Genomic DNA, 16,850 nt, shown 5'->3' with positions numbered 1-16,850 from the left:
ACTCGCAGAGATAACGGACATGTCCCTTCGCACCCTGCTCACCGCTCTCCTCCTGACCGCCAGTTGCACGGCATTGGCCGACACCGAAGTCGTCAACCTGAGCAACCGCACCAGCGCCGACCTGCTGCCCGTGGCGCAGAACTTCATCGGCAAGGACGGTACCGTCAGCGCCTACGGCAACCAACTGATCGTGAATGCCGCCCCCGGCAAGATCCAGGACCTGCGCGCCCTGCTCGCCCAACTGGACACGCCGGCCAAACGCCTGCTGATCACCGTCGATACCAATGAAAACAACCAGCAGAACAGCGGCGACAGCCAGACGCGCATCATCAGCTACGGCACCGCCAGCCGCGAGGGCGGCATCCAGCAGATCCAGGCCAGCGAAGGCGTACCCGCGTTGATCCAGGTCGGCCAGAGCGTCCCCCTGACCACCACGCAGCCCGATGCCTACGGCCGCCCGCAGAACCAGACCCAGTACCGCAACGTCACTCAGGGCTTCTACGTCACCGCCAGCGTCACCGGCGACACCGTGCACCTGGCGATCAGTACCAACCGTGACCGCATGAGCCAGGAACGTGCCGATGTAGTGAACGTGCAAAGTACCGACACAACCGTCAGCGGCCGCCTGGGCGAATGGATCCCCCTGGCCGGCATCAACCGTGAGACCCAGGCCGATAAATCCTCCACAACCCGCAGCTACTCTACTCAGGGCCGTGACGACCTGACTTTGCGGGTTAAGGTCGACACCCTGAACTGAAGCACCAAAAACTGACTGACGAGTCGTATTAGACTAAAGATGTAGTGCTATAAAAAAAGCACTACAAAACATTTGACGATCCAAAAAAGCCTGTGCATGATGGCCTCGCTCCCGCTAATCAGGGGCCCTGGCAAGGGCCTTCGGATCGACGCTCCAAGCTACCCACCCGAGCCGATTCGTGTCTGTACCGCCCACAAGGTGTGTTTGACGAGGTTGCGACTGGAACGAAGTTGTCCCGAGGGACGGAAGCTAACCAGGTAACCCGGCTACACACTGATGGATCGTACAAAGGCCCACGATGCCCGAAGACCGTTCGCAGTTCGCCCTTACCTGCTCAACTCCCCCCTTGAGCCATCGTTCATCCCGTCGCCATCCCCGCCGAACTTGACTTGAACACCCAAGCTTCTGGTCAGCGAGCAGCCACAACCACGCATTCACTACGTGGCTGGCAAATGGAATTTTCCACCTAGACCTATGCGACGAGGTTTTCCCCCATGGCACTGACACGCGAACAGCAAATTGCAGCCCTTGAAAAAGACTGGGCTGAAAACCCACGCTGGAAAGGCGTAACCCGCGCTTATTCCGCTGCTGACGTCGTCCGCCTGCGTGGCTCGGTTCAACCTGAGCACACCTTTGCAAAACTCGGCGCCGAGAAGCTGTGGAACCTGGTGACCCAGGGCGCCAAGCCTTCCTTCCGTCCCGACAAAGATTTCGTCAACTGCATGGGCGCCCTCACTGGCGGCCAGGCAGTCCAACAGGTAAAAGCCGGTATCCAGGCGATCTACCTGTCCGGCTGGCAAGTGGCAGCGGACAACAACTCCGCTGAATCCATGTACCCCGACCAATCGCTGTACCCGGTGGACTCCGTACCGACCGTGGTCAAGCGCATCAACAACTCGTTCCGCCGTGCCGACCAGATCCAGTGGAAAGCCGGTAAAGGTCCTGGCGACGAAGGCTACATCGACTACTTCGCACCGATCGTGGCTGACGCCGAAGCCGGTTTCGGCGGCGTACTGAACGCCTACGAGCTGATGAAGAGCATGATCGAGGCTGGCGCCGCCGGCGTGCACTTCGAAGACCAACTGGCCTCGGTGAAAAAATGCGGCCACATGGGCGGCAAGGTACTGGTGCCGACCCAGGAAGCCGTACAGAAGCTGACCGCTGCCCGCCTGGCGGCTGACGTTGCCGGTACACCGACCATCATCCTGGCCCGTACCGACGCCAACGCCGCCGACCTGCTGACATCGGACTGCGACCCGTACGACCAACCGTTCGTCACTGGCGAACGCACCCAGGAAGGTTTCTACAAAGTACGCGCCGGTCTTGACCAGGCGATCGCCCGCGGCCTGGCCTACGCGCCGTACGCCGACCTGATCTGGTGCGAAACCGCCAAGCCGGACCTGGCTGAAGCCCGTCGCTTTGCTGAAGCGATCAAAAAGGAATACCCGGACCAACTGCTGTCCTACAACTGCTCGCCTTCCTTCAACTGGAAGAAAAACCTGGACGACGCGACCATCGCCAAGTTCCAGCGCGAACTGTCCGCCATGGGCTACAAGCACCAGTTCATCACCCTGGCCGGCATTCACAACATGTGGCACAGCATGTTCAACCTGGCGCACGACTACGCCCGCAACGACATGACCGCCTACGTGAAGCTGCAAGAGCAAGAGTTCGCTGACGCCGCCAAGGGCTACACCTTCGTGGCTCACCAGCAGGAAGTGGGTACCGGCTACTTCGACGACATGACCACCGTGATCCAGGGCGGCACCTCGTCCGTGACCGCACTGACCGGCTCGACCGAAGAAGAACAGTTCCACTGAGTGCATGAGCACACGGCCATCGCGGACCCGATAAAGAGCTAACCGCAGTGCCGCACGATCTGACGCCCCGACTGGTTCGGGGCGTTTTTTTGCCTGAGCGATCCGCCCCAGGTCAATGAGCCCCCAAATGTGGGAGGGGGCCTGCCCTGATGCCTGTCAGTCCAGAAGGAGCACCCTAACTGTGGCGAGCGGGCTTGCCCCGCGCTGGGCTGCGAAGCAGCCCCGTTACAGGCGATGTGTTTTCAACTGACACACCGCGATGCCTGGTTTTGGGGCCGCTTCGCAGCCCAACGCGGGGCAAGCCCGCTCGCCACAGGTGACTGTTTGCTCGTTCTATCTCTTAACTGACAAGCCCCCCCCACACCCCGGGAACGCATGCAACCTGAATATTTTTTACAAAACATTGATCCAGCGCGGTATTCGCTGCAAATAAATCGGTTAAAAGATCCGCTCCGGCAACTAGCGGAAATCAACCAAGTAACGGCAACTTCCCCCGCTACACCATCAGCACCTGCTTAAAACCCACCCAAACAATATTCATTATCATTTAGAACAAGAAAGCTTCGTTACAGGTTAAACAAAACACATTTGATCAAATGCCCGCTAATGCCCACTATGCAAGGGCTGCAGCCCCAAGGAGGTGCACTATGTGCTTATTCCCGCGAATAATTTCGCTATAGGAATTTTACTTGCCCGGTGTTTAGCCATAAAATCAACGCGATTGATTGCGCTGCGACATATCGTCACTGCATCGTTACTTTTTCGAGCTCAGAGACCTTTGCTCTCTGTTAAGGATTTCCAGCATGACCGAAGCGACAGGACTCATGGCCCACAACTGGGGCTTTGCCATTTTCCTCCTCGGTGTTGTCGGCCTTTGTGCCTTCATGCTTGGCGTCTCCAGCCTCCTCGGGTCAAAAGCCTGGGGCCGCAGCAAAAACGAACCGTTCGAGTCCGGCATGCTACCCACAGGTGGCGCCCGCTTGCGGCTCTCAGCCAAATTCTATCTGGTCGCGATGCTCTTCGTGATCTTCGATATCGAAGCCCTCTTTCTCTTTGCCTGGTCTGTGTCCGTCCGCGAAAGCGGCTGGACCGGATTCGTCGAAGCCCTCGTTTTCATAGCAATTCTGTTGGCAGGCCTTGTCTACCTATTTCGAGTGGGCGCCCTTGACTGGGCTCCGGAAGCTCGTCGCAAGCGGCAAGCGAAGCTGAAACAATGAGGCTTTGGCGATGCAATACAATCTCACCAGGATCGACCCGGATGCTCCTAACGAGCAGTACCCCATCGGCGAACGGGAAACCGTTTCCGACCCGTTAGAAGACCAAGTCCACAAAAACATCTACATGGGCAAGCTGGAAGACGTGCTGAGTGGCGCGGTCAACTGGGGACGTAAGAACTCCCTGTGGCCGTACAACTTCGGTCTGTCCTGCTGCTACGTGGAAATGACCACCGCCTTCACGGCGCCCCACGACATCGCACGCTTCGGCGCCGAAGTCATCCGGGCATCACCGCGCCAGGCGGATTTCATGGTTATCGCCGGAACCTGCTTTATCAAGATGGCGCCGATCATTCAGCGTCTCTACGAGCAAATGCTCGAGCCAAAGTGGGTTATCTCCATGGGTTCGTGCGCCAACTCCGGTGGCATGTACGACATCTACTCCGTGGTTCAGGGGGTGGACAAGTTCCTGCCCGTGGACGTCTACGTGCCTGGCTGCCCGCCCCGCCCTGAAGCATTCCTGCAAGGCTTGATGCTGTTGCAGGAATCGATTGGCAAGGAGCGTCGCCCACTTTCCTGGGTTGTCGGAGATCAAGGCGTTTACCGCGCCGAGATGCCGTCACAAAAGGAACAGCGCCGCGAACAGCGTATTCAGGTCACCAACCTGCGCAGCCCCGACGAAGTCTGATCCAGAACCGATTCTTTTATAGAACGAAAACCTGGCTTCATTCTTTACGTTGACCGAAAGCGATAAAAAACCATGACTACAGGCAGTGCTCTGTACATCCCGCCTTACAAGGCAGACGACCAGGATGTGGTCGTCGAACTCAATAACCGTTTCGGCCCTGATGCCTTCACCGCCCAGGCCACACGCACCGGCATGCCGGTGCTGTGGGTGGCACGTGCCAAGCTCGTCGAAGTCCTGACCTTCCTGCGCAACCTGCCCAAGCCGTACGTCATGCTCTATGACCTGCATGGCGTGGACGAGCGTCTGCGCACCAAGCGCCAGGGGCTGCCGAGCGGCGCCGATTTCACCGTGTTCTATCACCTGCTGTCGATCGAACGTAACAGCGACGTGATGATCAAGGTCGCCCTGTCCGAGAGCGACCTGAGCATTCCCACCGTGACCGGTATCTGGCCGAACGCCAGCTGGTACGAGCGTGAAGTCTGGGACATGTTCGGCATCGACTTCCCCGGCCACCCGCACCTGACGCGCATCATGATGCCGCCGACCTGGGAAGGTCACCCGCTGCGCAAGGACTTCCCTGCCCGCGCCACCGAATTCGACCCGTTCAGCCTCAACCTCGCCAAGCAACAGCTGGAAGAGGAGGCTGCACGCTTCCGTCCGGAAGACTGGGGCATGAAGCGTTCCGGCGCCAACGAGGACTACATGTTCCTCAACCTGGGTCCGAACCACCCTTCGGCCCACGGTGCCTTCCGTATCATCCTGCAACTGGACGGCGAAGAGATCGTCGACTGCGTGCCCGACATCGGCTACCACCACCGTGGCGCCGAGAAGATGGCCGAGCGTCAGTCCTGGCACAGCTTCATCCCGTACACTGACCGTATCGACTACCTCGGCGGCGTGATGAACAACCTGCCGTACGTGCTCTCGGTCGAGAAGCTGGCCGGCATCAAGGTACCGGACCGCGTCGACACCATCCGCATCATGATGGCCGAGTTCTTCCGGATCACCAGCCACCTGCTGTTCCTGGGTACCTATATCCAGGACGTCGGCGCCATGACCCCGGTGTTCTTCACCTTCACCGACCGTCAGCGCGCCTACAAGGTCATCGAAGCCATCACCGGTTTCCGCCTGCACCCGGCCTGGTACCGCATCGGCGGCGTGGCCCACGACCTGCCGAACGGCTGGGAACGCCTGGTCAAGGAATTCATCGACTGGATGCCCAAGCGCCTGGACGAGTACCAGAAAGCCGCGCTGGACAACAGCATCCTCAAGGGCCGCACCATCGGCGTCGCCGCCTACAACACCAAAGAGGCCCTGGAATGGGGCGTCACCGGTGCCGGCCTGCGTTCCACCGGCTGCGATTTCGACCTGCGTAAAGCACGCCCGTACTCCGGCTACGAGAACTTCGAGTTCGAAGTACCGCTGGCGGCCAACGGCGATGCCTACGACCGTTGCATCGTGCGCGTCGAAGAAATGCGCCAGAGCCTGAAGATCATCGAGCAGTGCATGCGCAACATGCCGGCAGGTCCCTACAAAGCGGATCACCCGCTGACCACGCCGCCGCCGAAAGAGCGCACCCTGCAGCACATCGAAACCCTGATCACGCACTTCCTGCAAGTTTCGTGGGGCCCGGTAATGCCGGCCAACGAATCCTTCCAGATGATCGAAGCGACCAAGGGTATCAACAGTTATTACCTGACGAGCGATGGCGGCACCATGAGCTACCGCACCCGGATTCGCACCCCAAGCTTCGCCCACTTGCAGCAGATCCCTTCGGTGATCAAAGGCGAGATGGTCGCGGACTTGATTGCGTACCTGGGTAGTATCGATTTCGTTATGGCCGACGTGGACCGCTAAGCATGAACAGCACGCTTATCCAGACAGACCGTTTCACCTTGAGTGAAACCGAGCGCTCGGCCATCGAGCACGAGCTGCATCACTACGAAGACCCGCGCGCGGCGTCGATCGAAGCCTTGAAGATCGTCCAGAAGGAACGTGGTTGGGTGCCGGACGGCGCCCTCTACGCCATCGGCGAGATCCTTGGCATTCCTGCCAGCGACGTTGAAGGCGTGGCCACGTTCTACAGCCAGATCTTCCGCCAGCCGGTTGGCCGCCACATCATTCGCGTGTGCGACAGCATGGTCTGCTACATCGGTGGCCACGAGTCGGTGGTCAGCGAGATCCAGAACAAACTGGGCATCGGCCTCGGCCAGACCACCCCGGACGGCCGCTTCACGCTGCTGCCGGTGTGCTGCCTGGGCAACTGCGACAAGGCGCCGGCGTTGATGATCGACGACGACACATTCGGTGACGTGCAGCCTGCTGGCGTGACCCAATTGCTCGAGGGCTACCCATGACCCTGACTTCCTTCGGCCCGGCCAACCTGATCAAGCGTTCGGCCGAAACCCACCCGCTGACCTGGCGCCTGCGTGACGACGGCGAGCCGGTATGGCTCGACGAGTACCAGGCCAAGAACGGTTACGCCGCTGCGCGCAAAGCCTTCGCCGACATGAGCCAGGACGACATCGTCCAGACGGTGAAAGACGCCGGCCTCAAGGGTCGCGGCGGTGCAGGCTTCCCCACCGGCGTGAAGTGGGGCCTGATGCCCAAAGACGAATCCATCAACATCCGCTACCTGCTGTGCAACGCGGATGAAATGGAGCCCAACACCTGGAAAGACCGCATGCTGATGGAGCAACTGCCCCATCTGCTGATCGAAGGCATGCTGATCAGCGCCCGCGCGCTGAAAACCTACCGTGGCTATATCTTCCTGCGCGGCGAATACACCACCGCCGCCAAGCACCTCAACCGTGCCGTGGAAGAAGCCAAGGCCGCTGGCCTGCTGGGCAAGAACATCCTTGGTTCGGGTTTTGACTTCGAACTGTTCGTGCACACCGGCGCCGGGCGTTACATCTGCGGTGAAGAAACCGCACTGATCAACTCCCTCGAAGGCCGCCGCGCCAACCCACGCTCCAAGCCGCCCTTCCCTGCCGCCGTGGGCGTGTGGGGCAAGCCGACCTGCGTGAACAACGTCGAGACCCTGTGCAACGTGCCGGCGATCATCGCCGACGGCGTGGACTGGTACAAATCGTTGGCTCGCGAAGGCAGTGAAGACATGGGCACCAAGCTCATGGGCTTCTCCGGCAAGGTCAAGAACCCTGGCCTGTGGGAACTGCCGTTCGGCGTGACCGCGCGCGAGCTGTTCGAGGACTACGCCGGCGGCATGCGCGACGGCTACACCTTGAAAGCCTGGCAACCAGGCGGCGCCGGTACCGGTTTCCTGCTTCCTGAGCACCTCGACGCACAAATGTATGCCGGCGGCATCGGCAAGGTCGGCACCCGGATGGGGACCGGCCTGGCGATGGCAGTCGACAACACCGTGAACATGGTCTCGCTGCTGCGCAACATGGAGCAGTTCTTTGCCCGTGAATCCTGCGGTTTCTGCACCCCATGCCGCGATGGTTTGCCGTGGAGCGTCAAGCTGCTGATGGCCCTGGAAAACGGCGAAGGCCGCGAGGGTGACATCGAGACCCTGCTGGGCCTGGTCGGTTTCCTCGGCCCAGGCAAGACCTTCTGTGCTCACGCACCGGGCGCCGTAGAGCCATTGGGCAGCGCAATCAAATACTTCCGCTCGGAGTTCGAAGCCGGCATCGCGCCCACCAGCGCCGCCGTCCCGCCTCTGGCAAGGCCGATCATAGTCGGCGCGTAACGCTTAAACAGGCGAAGGGTCCGTGCCCTTCGCCTTGTCATGTGCTGACGCCTTGATGGCTGTGTTGATGCACATGAATAACAAGATTCCATTAGCCACGCCCGCTGACAACGGGCCAACGAAGAACTTTGAACCATGGCCACTATCCACGTAGACGGCAAAGCGCTCGAAGTCGATGGGGCGGACAACCTGTTACAGGCGTGTCTGTCACTCGGCCTCGATATCCCGTATTTCTGCTGGCACCCCGCGCTTGGTAGCGTCGGTGCCTGTCGCCAGTGTGCGGTCAAGCAGTACACCGACGAGAACGACACCCGTGGTCGTATCGTCATGTCCTGCATGACCCCTGCCACCGACAACACCTGGATCTCCATCGACGATGAAGAATCCAAGGCGTTCCGCGCCAGCGTTGTCGAATGGCTGATGACCAACCACCCCCACGACTGCCCGGTCTGTGAGGAAGGCGGTCACTGTCACCTGCAAGACATGACGGTGATGACCGGCCACAACGAGCGCCGTTATCGCTTCACCAAGCGCACCCACCAGAACCAGGACCTCGGCCCGTTCATTTCCCACGAAATGAACCGCTGCATCGCCTGCTATCGTTGCGTGCGCTTCTATAAAGACTACGCTGGCGGCACCGACCTCGGCGTTTTCGGCGCCCACGATAACGTGTACTTCGGTCGCGTCGAGGACGGCGTGCTGGAAAGCGAATTCTCCGGCAACCTCACCGAGGTCTGCCCGACCGGTGTCTTCACCGACAAGACGCACTCCGAGCGCTACAACCGCAAGTGGGACATGCAGTTCGCACCGAGCATCTGCCATGGCTGCTCCAGCGGTTGCAACATCTCCCCGGGCGAGCGCTACGGTGAACTGCGTCGCATCGAAAACCGCTTCAACGGTTCGGTCAACCAGTACTTCCTGTGCGACCGTGGCCGTTTCGGCTATGGCTACGTCAACCGCGAAGACCGCCCGCGCCAGCCCCTGCTGGCCGGCGGCGCCAAGCTGAGCACCGATGAGGCCCTCGATAAGGCCGCTGACCTGCTGCGCGGGCGCAATATCGTCGGTATCGGTTCGCCCCGCGCCAGCCTCGAAAGCAACTACGCGTTGCGCGAACTGGTCGGCGCCGAGCACTTCTACTCCGGTATCGAAGCCGGTGAACTGGAACGTATCCGCCTGGTCCTGCAAGTGCTGAACGACAGCCCGCTGCCAGTGCCGAACATGCGCGACATCGAAGACCACGACGCGATCTTCGTGCTCGGTGAAGACCTGACCCAGACCGCCGCGCGTATCGCGCTGTCCCTGCGTCAATCAGTCAAAGGCAAGGCCGAAGACATGGCCGACGCCATGCGCGTACAGCCTTGGCTCGACGCTGCGGTGAAAAACATCGGCCAGCACGCGCTGAACCCGCTGTTTATCGCAAGCATCGCTGAAACCAAGCTCGACGATATCGCCGAAGAATGCGTACACGCCGCCCCTGACGACCTGGCCCGCATCGGTTTCGCCGTGGCCCACGCCCTCGATGCCAGCGCGCCTGCCGTCGAAGGCCTGGACGCTGAAGCGCTGGCACTTGCCCAACGCATCGCCGACGCCCTGCTGGCGGCCAAGCGCCCACTGATCATTGCCGGGACCTCGCTGGCGTCCAAGGCGTTGATCGAAGCCGCCGCAAACATCGCCAAGGCCCTGAAGCTGCGTGACAAGAACGGCTCCATCAGCCTGGTCGTGCCGGAAGCCAACAGCCTTGGCCTGGCCATGCTCGGGGGCGAGTCCCTGGACGCGGCCCTGCAAGCGGTCACCGACGGCAAGGCCGACGCGATCGTGGTACTGGAAAACGACCTGTACACCCGCACCGATTCGGCCAAGGTCGATGCCGCGCTGAACGCCGCCAAGGTGCTGATCGTGGCCGACCACCAGAAGACCGCGACCAGCGAGCGAGCCGACCTGGTACTGCCGGCCGCGACCTTCGCCGAAGGCGACGGTACCCTGGTCAGCCAGGAAGGCCGCGCCCAGCGCTTCTTCCAGGTGTTCGATCCGAAGTACATGGACGCCAGCATCCTGGTTCACGAAGGCTGGCGCTGGCTGCATGCCTTGCGCTCGACCCTGCTGAACCAGCCGCTGGACTGGACCCAGCTCGACCACGTCACCGCAGCTGTCGCCGCAAGTGCACCGCAACTGGCACGTATCGTCGACGCCGCACCGTCCGCCGCGTTCCGCATCAAGGGCTTGAAACTCGCCCGTGAACCGCTGCGCTACTCCGGTCGTACCGCCATGCGTGCCGATATCAGCGTGCACGAACCGCGCACCCCGCAAGATAACGACACCGCATTCGCCTTCTCCATGGAAGGTTACTCGGGTTCCGTCGAGCCACGTCAGCAGGTGCCGTTTGCCTGGTCGCCGGGCTGGAACTCGCCGCAGGCCTGGAACAAGTTCCAGGACGAAGTCGGTGGTCATATCCGCGCTGGCGACCCAGGCACCCGCCTGATCGAAACCCAGGGCGATGCGCTGAACTGGTTCGCCGCCGTACCGCGTCCGTTCAATCCGGCCCCCGGTACTTGGCAGGTCGTGCCGTTCTTCCACCTGTTCGGCAGCGAAGAAACCTCTTCCAAAGCCGCGCCGGTGCAAGAGCGCATTCCCGCTGCCTATGTATCCGTGGCCAAGTCCGAAGCCGACCGCCTGGGCGTCAACGACGGCGCCCTGCTCAGCCTGAACGTGGCCGGCCAGACCCTGCGTCTGCCGCTGCGCATCAACGAAGCGTTGGGTGCCGGCCTGGTTGCACTGCCTAAAGGTTTCGCCGGTATTCCCGCGGCAATCTTTGGCAAAACCGTTGACGGTCTGCAGGAGGCAGCGCAATGACCTGGTTCACCCCTGAAGTGATCGACGTGATCATCTCGGTCGTCAAGGCCATCGTGATCCTGTTGGCCGTGGTCGTCGCGGGCGCCCTGCTCAGCTTCGTCGAACGTCGCCTGCTGGGCTGGTGGCAGGACCGCTACGGTCCGAACCGCGTTGGCCCGTTCGGCATGTTCCAGATCGCTGCCGACATGCTGAAAATGTTCTTCAAGGAAGACTGGACCCCGCCGTTTGCCGACAAGGTGATCTTCACCCTGGCACCGGTCGTGGCCATGAGCGCCTTGCTGATTGCCTTCGCGATCATCCCGATCACCCCGACCTGGGGCGTGGCGGACCTGAACATCGGCCTGCTGTTCTTCTTCGCCATGGCGGGTTTGTCGGTCTACGCGGTGCTGTTCGCCGGCTGGTCGAGTAACAACAAGTTCGCCCTGCTCGGCAGCTTGCGTGCCTCGGCCCAGACCGTGTCCTACGAAGTGTTCATGGGCCTCGCGCTGATGGGCATCGTGGTGCAGGTCGGCTCGTTCAACATGCGCGACATCGTCGAGTACCAGGCGCAGAACCTGTGGTTCATCATTCCGCAGTTCTTTGGCTTCTGTACCTTCTTCATCGCTGGCGTGGCCGTGACTCACCGTCACCCGTTCGACCAGCCGGAAGCGGAACAGGAACTGGCCGACGGTTACCACATTGAATACGCCGGCATGAAATGGGGCATGTTCTTCGTCGGTGAGTACATCGGCATCATCTTGATCTCGGCCCTGCTGGTCACGCTGTTCTTCGGCGGCTGGCACGGTCCATTCGGCATCCTGCCGCAGCTGGCGTTCTTCTGGTTCTTCCTGAAGACCGCGTTCTTCATCATGCTGTTTATCCTGCTGCGCGCTTCCATTCCGCGTCCACGATACGACCAGGTGATGGATTTCAGCTGGCGTTTCTGCCTGCCGCTGACCCTGATCAATTTGCTGGTGACTGCTGCCGTTGTGTTGTTGAACACGCCAGCGGGCGCGGTTCAGTGAGGATTTGACCCATGTTCAAATATATTGGCGACATCGTTAAGGGTACCGGTACCCAGTTGCGAAGCCTGGTGATGGTGTTCGGTCACGGCTTCCGCAAACGCGACACCCTGCAATACCCGGAAGAAGCGGTGTACCTGCCGCCGCGCTATCGCGGCCGCATCGTGCTGACCCGCGACCCCGATGGCGAAGAGCGTTGCGTAGCCTGCAACCTGTGCGCCGTGGCGTGCCCGGTGGGTTGCATCTCCCTGCAGAAAGCTGAAACCGAAGACGGTCGCTGGTACCCGGACTTCTTCCGCATCAACTTCTCGCGCTGCATTTTCTGCGGCCTGTGCGAGGAAGCTTGCCCGACCACCGCGATCCAGCTCACACCGGATTTCGAGATGGCCGAGTTCAAACGTCAGGACCTGGTGTACGAGAAAGAAGATCTGCTGATCTCTGGTCCCGGTAAAAACCCTGATTACAACTTCTATCGTGTTGCAGGTATGGCCGTTGCCGGTAAGCCGAAGGGCGCCGCACAAAACGAAGCCGAGCCGATCAACGTGAAGAGCTTGCTGCCTTAAGGAAGAAAGATGGAATTCGCTTTCTATTTCGCATCGGGTATCGCGGTTGTGTCCACGCTTCGCGTGATCACCAACACCAACCCCGTGCACGCCCTGCTCTACCTGATCATTTCGCTGATCGCCGTGGCCATGACCTTCTTCAGCCTCGGCGCACCGTTCGCCGGTGTCCTGGAAGTGATCGCCTACGCCGGCGCCATCATGGTGCTGTTCGTGTTTGTGGTGATGATGCTCAACCTCGGGCCGGCTTCGGTCGCCCAGGAGCGCGTCTGGCTCAAGCCCGGCATCTGGCTCGGCCCGGTCGTCCTCGCAGCCCTGCTGCTGGGTGAACTGCTGTATGTGCTGTTCGCTCACCAGAGCGGCCAGGCCATCGGCCACACCACCGTGGACGCGAAAGCCGTGGGCATCAGCCTGTTCGGCCCGTACCTGCTGGTGGTCGAACTGGCTTCGATGCTGCTGCTCGCCGCAGCCATCACCGCCTTCCACTTGGGCCGCAACGAAGCCAAGGAGCAATGACGATGCCTGCTATCCCTTTGGAGCATGGTCTGGCGGTCGCCGGCATCCTGTTCTGCCTTGGCCTGGTCGGCCTGATGGTCCGCCGTAACATTTTGTTCGTGTTGATGAGCCTGGAAATCATGATGAACGCTGCGGCACTGGCGTTCATCGTGGCGGGTGCACGTTGGGGCCAGCCGGATGGACAAGTCATGTTCATCCTGGTGATCAGCCTGGCAGCCGCCGAGGCCAGTATTGGCCTGGCGATCCTGCTGCAACTGTATCGTCGCTTCCACACGCTTGATATCGACGCTGCCAGTGAGATGCGCGGATGAACATGATCTTTCTGACTTTCGTATTTCCCCTGATCGGTTTCCTGCTGCTGTCGTTCTCCCGTGGACGCTGGTCGGAAAACCTTTCTGCCCTGATCGGCGTGGGTTCCATTGGCCTGTCGGCGATCGTCGCCGCCTACGTCATCTGGCAATTCAACGTCGCGCCACCCGAAGGCGGTCACTACACCCTGGTGCTGTGGCAATGGATGTCGGTGGAGGGCTTCAAGCCCAACTTCGCCCTCTACGTCGACGGCCTGTCGATCACCATGCTCGGCGTGGTGGTGGGCGTGGGCTTCCTGATCCACCTGTTCGCGTCCTGGTACATGCGCGGTGAAGCGGGCTACTCGCGCTTCTTCTCGTACACCAACCTGTTTATCGCCAGCATGCTGTTCCTGGTGCTGGGCGATAACCTGTTGTTCCTGTACTTCGGCTGGGAAGGCGTGGGCCTGTGCTCGTACCTGTTGATCGGTTTCTACTACAGCAACCGCAACAACGGTAACGCGGCACTCAAGGCCTTTATCGTCACCCGCATCGGCGACGTGTTCATGGCCATCGGCCTGTTCATCCTGTTCCAACAAGTGGGCACGCTGAACATCCAGGAACTGCTGGTGCTGGCACCGCAGAAATTCCAGGTCGGTGACTTCTGGATCACCCTGGCGACCCTGATGCTGCTGGGCGGCGCCGTGGGTAAATCCGCACAGCTGCCGCTGCAAACCTGGCTGGCGGATGCGATGGCCGGCCCTACACCGGTCTCGGCACTGATCCACGCCGCGACCATGGTGACCGCCGGTGTCTACCTGATCGCCCGTACCCACGGCCTGTTCACCCTGGCGCCGGACATCCTGCACCTGGTGGGCGTGGTCGGCGGCGTGACCCTGGTACTGGCCGGCTTCGCCGCGCTGGTGCAGACCGACATCAAGCGTATCCTCGCCTACTCGACCATGAGCCAGATCGGCTACATGTTCCTGGCCCTGGGCGTTGGCGCCTGGGACGCGGCGATCTTCCACCTGATGACCCACGCCTTCTTCAAGGCCCTGTTGTTCCTTGCCTCCGGTGCGGTGATCGTTGCCTGCCACCACGAGCAGAACATCTTCAAGATGGGCGGCCTGTGGAAGAAACTGCCACTGGCCTACGCCAGCTTCATCGTCGGTGGTGCCGCGTTAGCCGCCTTGCCGTTGGTGACCGCCGGTTTCTACTCCAAGGACGAAATCCTCTGGGAAGCCTTTGCCAGCGGTAACCAGAACCTGCTGTATGCAGGCCTGGTCGGTGCATTCATGACCTCGCTGTACACCTTCCGCCTGATCTTCATCACCTTCCACGGTGAAGCCAAGACCGAAGCCCACGCAGGCCATGGCATCTCCCACTGGTTGCCACTGTCGGTGCTGATCATCCTGTCGACCTTCATCGGCGCCCTGATCACCCCGCCACTGGCCGGTGTACTGCCGGAAAGCGCCGGCCATGCCGGTGGCGCCGCCAAGCACAGCCTGGAAATCGCCTCGGGCGCCATTGCCATCGCCGGTATCCTGCTGGCGGCCCTGCTGTTCCTCGGCAAGCGTCGCTTCGTGACCGCCGTGGCCAACAGTGGCATCGGCCGTTTCCTCTCGGCCTGGTGGTTCGCTGCCTGGGGCTTCGACTGGATCTACGACAAACTGTTCGTCAAGCCATACCTGGCCATCAGTCATGTACTGCGTAAAGACCCGCTGGACCAGACCATCGGTTTGATCCCGCGCGCTGCCAAAGGCGGTCACACCGCCCTGAGCCGTACCGAGACGGGCCAACTGCGTTGGTATGCAGCTTCCATGGCGGCCGGTGCCGTGCTGGTGATCGGCGCCATCGTTGTGGTAGCGGTCTGATATGAACTTTGCGAACTTGCGAAAGGAAACGAGCCCGTCATGATTCTGCCCTGGCTAATCCTGATCCCCTTTATCGGCGGCCTGCTCTGCTGGATGGGTGAACGCTTCAGCGCCACCCTCCCCCGCTGGATTGCGTTGCTGACCATGTCCCTGGAACTCGCTCTCGGCCTCTGGCTGTGGGCCCATGGCGACTATTCATTTGCTCCGGCACCGGGTGTCGATCCGACGTTCGCGCTTGAATTCAAGCACGTGTGGATCCAACGCTTCGGCATCAACGTGCACCTGGCCCTCGACGGCCTGTCGCTGTTGATGATCCTGCTGACCGGCCTGCTGGGTATCCTCTCGGTACTCTGCTCCTGGAAAGAGATCCAGCGTCACGTGGGCTTCTTCCACCTGAACCTGATGTGGATCCTGGGCGGCGTTGTCGGCGTGTTCCTCGCCCTCGACCTGTTCATGTTCTTCTTCTTCTGGGAAATGATGCTGGTGCCGATGTACTTCCTCATCGCGCTCTGGGGTCACAGTTCTTCGGACGGCAAGAAAACCCGGATCTACGCGGCGACCAAGTTCTTCATCTTCACCCAGGCTTCCGGCCTGATCATGTTGGTGGCGATCCTTGGCCTGGTACTGGTCAACTTCAACAGCACGGGCGTGATTACCTTCAACTACGCCGACCTGTTGAAAACCAAGATGTCCCTGACCACCGAGTACATCCTGATGCTGGGCTTCTTCATCGCCTTCGCGGTGAAGCTGCCGGTGGTACCGTTCCACTCCTGGCTGCCTGACGCCCACGCCCAGGCGCCGACCGCGGGTTCCGTGGACTTGGCCGGTATCCTGCTGAAGACCGCTGCGTATGGCCTGCTGCGTTTCGCCCTGCCGCTGTTCCCGAATGCCTCGGCCGAGTTCGCGCCGATCGCCATGACCCTGGGTCTGATCGGGATCTTCTACGGTGCGTTCCTGGCCTTTGCACAAACCGACATCAAGCGCCTGATCGCCTTCTCGTCTGTTTCCCATATGGGTTTCGTGCTGATCGGCATCTACTCCGGTAGCCAGCTGGCGTTGCAAGGCGCGGTGATCCAGATGCTCGCTCACGGTGTCTCGGCTGCCGCGCTGTTTATCCTCAGTGGCCAGCTGTACGAGCGCCTGCATACCCGTGACATGCGTGAGATGGGTGGCGTGTGGTCGCGCATTGCCTACCTGCCGGCGATCAGCCTGTTCTTCGCCGCCGCGTCCCTGGGCTTGCCGGGTACCGGCAACTTCATCGGCGAGTTCCTGATCCTGATGGGTTCGTTCGTACACACGCCATGGATCAGCGCCATCGCCACCTCCGGCCTGGTGTTCGGTTCGGTCTACTCGCTGATCATGATCCACCGCGCGTACTTCGGTCCGGCCAAGTCCGACACCGTGCTGCACGGGATGGATGCTCGCGAACTGATCATGGTGCTCGGCCTTGCGGTCTTGCTGATCTACATCGGCGTTTACCCGCAACCGTTCCTGGACACTTCTGCCGCAACGATGCATGGCGTGCAGCAGTGGTTCGGCACCGCCTTCTCTCAACTCGCTTCGGCCCGGTAAGA

General features: G+C 60.9%; 14 protein-coding genes. All 14 read left to right on the top strand.

The features are described 5' to 3' along the window. The first annotated feature begins 19 nt into the window (after positions 1 to 19). The 14 genes from P2T68_RS14395 (at position 20) to nuoM (ending at position 16,848) form a co-directional block, all read left to right on the top strand. The gene (locus P2T68_RS14395; RefSeq protein WP_069076506.1) at positions 20 to 757 is read left to right on the top strand and encodes a secretin N-terminal domain-containing protein; all 738 of its coding nucleotides are present in this window, start codon (positions 20 to 22) and stop codon (positions 755 to 757) included. Between the two features lie 494 nt (positions 758 to 1,251). Next, positions 1,252 to 2,577 carry an isocitrate lyase gene (aceA, locus tag P2T68_RS14390; RefSeq protein WP_024076175.1) on the top strand — a complete coding sequence of 442 codons (1,326 nt, stop codon included), beginning with the start codon at positions 1,252 to 1,254 and terminating at the stop codon, positions 2,575 to 2,577. An 803-nt stretch (positions 2,578 to 3,380) separates the two neighbouring features. Then, positions 3,381 to 3,794 (top strand): NADH-quinone oxidoreductase subunit A, encoded by a 414-nt coding sequence (locus tag P2T68_RS14385; RefSeq protein ID WP_003219575.1) that lies wholly within the window; start codon positions 3,381 to 3,383, stop codon positions 3,792 to 3,794. Between the two features lie 10 nt (positions 3,795 to 3,804). After that, positions 3,805 to 4,479 (top strand): NADH-quinone oxidoreductase subunit B, encoded by a 675-nt coding sequence (locus tag P2T68_RS14380; RefSeq protein WP_003219572.1) that lies wholly within the window; start codon positions 3,805 to 3,807, stop codon positions 4,477 to 4,479. A gap of 72 nt (positions 4,480 to 4,551) precedes the next feature. Beyond that, a complete protein-coding gene (gene nuoC, locus P2T68_RS14375; protein ID WP_024076176.1) occupies positions 4,552 to 6,336 on the top strand; it encodes an NADH-quinone oxidoreductase subunit C/D in 1,785 nt (594 codons plus the stop codon). Positions 6,337 to 6,338: 2 nt separating this feature from the next. Next, positions 6,339 to 6,836 carry an NADH-quinone oxidoreductase subunit NuoE gene (nuoE, locus tag P2T68_RS14370; RefSeq protein WP_003174721.1) on the top strand — a complete coding sequence of 166 codons (498 nt, stop codon included), beginning with the start codon at positions 6,339 to 6,341 and terminating at the stop codon, positions 6,834 to 6,836. Beyond that, complete coding sequence (nuoF, locus tag P2T68_RS14365) at positions 6,833 to 8,188, top strand: NADH-quinone oxidoreductase subunit NuoF (RefSeq protein WP_277379506.1); 1,356 nt, start codon at positions 6,833 to 6,835, stop codon at positions 8,186 to 8,188. Before nuoE ends, nuoF begins: the two co-directional genes overlap by 4 nt. Positions 8,189 to 8,323: 135 nt before the next feature. After that, entirely contained in the window at positions 8,324 to 11,038 is a 2,715-nt protein-coding gene (gene nuoG, locus P2T68_RS14360) for an NADH-quinone oxidoreductase subunit NuoG (RefSeq protein WP_024076178.1), read from the top strand. Continuing rightward, entirely contained in the window at positions 11,035 to 12,042 is a 1,008-nt protein-coding gene (gene nuoH / locus P2T68_RS14355; RefSeq protein ID WP_017137518.1) for an NADH-quinone oxidoreductase subunit NuoH, read from the top strand. Before nuoG ends, nuoH begins: the two co-directional genes overlap by 4 nt. 11 nt (positions 12,043 to 12,053) lie before the next feature. Beyond that, positions 12,054 to 12,602, top strand: a complete 549-nt coding sequence (gene nuoI / locus P2T68_RS14350; RefSeq protein ID WP_003174725.1) for an NADH-quinone oxidoreductase subunit NuoI — start codon at positions 12,054 to 12,056, stop codon at positions 12,600 to 12,602. Between the two features lie 9 nt (positions 12,603 to 12,611). Next, positions 12,612 to 13,115 (top strand): NADH-quinone oxidoreductase subunit J, encoded by a 504-nt coding sequence (gene nuoJ / locus P2T68_RS14345; RefSeq protein WP_003174726.1) that lies wholly within the window; start codon positions 12,612 to 12,614, stop codon positions 13,113 to 13,115. Between the two features lie 2 nt (positions 13,116 to 13,117). Further along, positions 13,118 to 13,426 (top strand): NADH-quinone oxidoreductase subunit NuoK, encoded by a 309-nt coding sequence (nuoK, locus tag P2T68_RS14340; RefSeq protein ID WP_003174727.1) that lies wholly within the window; start codon positions 13,118 to 13,120, stop codon positions 13,424 to 13,426. Next, positions 13,423 to 15,276, top strand: a complete 1,854-nt coding sequence (gene nuoL / locus P2T68_RS14335) for an NADH-quinone oxidoreductase subunit L (RefSeq protein ID WP_024076179.1) — start codon at positions 13,423 to 13,425, stop codon at positions 15,274 to 15,276. Before nuoK ends, nuoL begins: the two co-directional genes overlap by 4 nt. Positions 15,277 to 15,315: 39 nt before the next feature. Continuing rightward, positions 15,316 to 16,848: an NADH-quinone oxidoreductase subunit M gene (gene nuoM / locus P2T68_RS14330; protein WP_024076180.1), complete on the top strand. Its 1,533-nt coding sequence runs from the start codon at positions 15,316 to 15,318 to the stop codon at positions 16,846 to 16,848. The last annotated feature ends 2 nt before the right edge of the window (positions 16,849 to 16,850 follow it).

Source organism: Pseudomonas sp. G11, from assembly GCF_029457515.1.
Lineage (GTDB): Bacteria > Pseudomonadota > Gammaproteobacteria > Pseudomonadales > Pseudomonadaceae > Aquipseudomonas > Aquipseudomonas gorinensis.
This window is presented reverse-complemented; position numbering and strand designations above follow the sequence as displayed.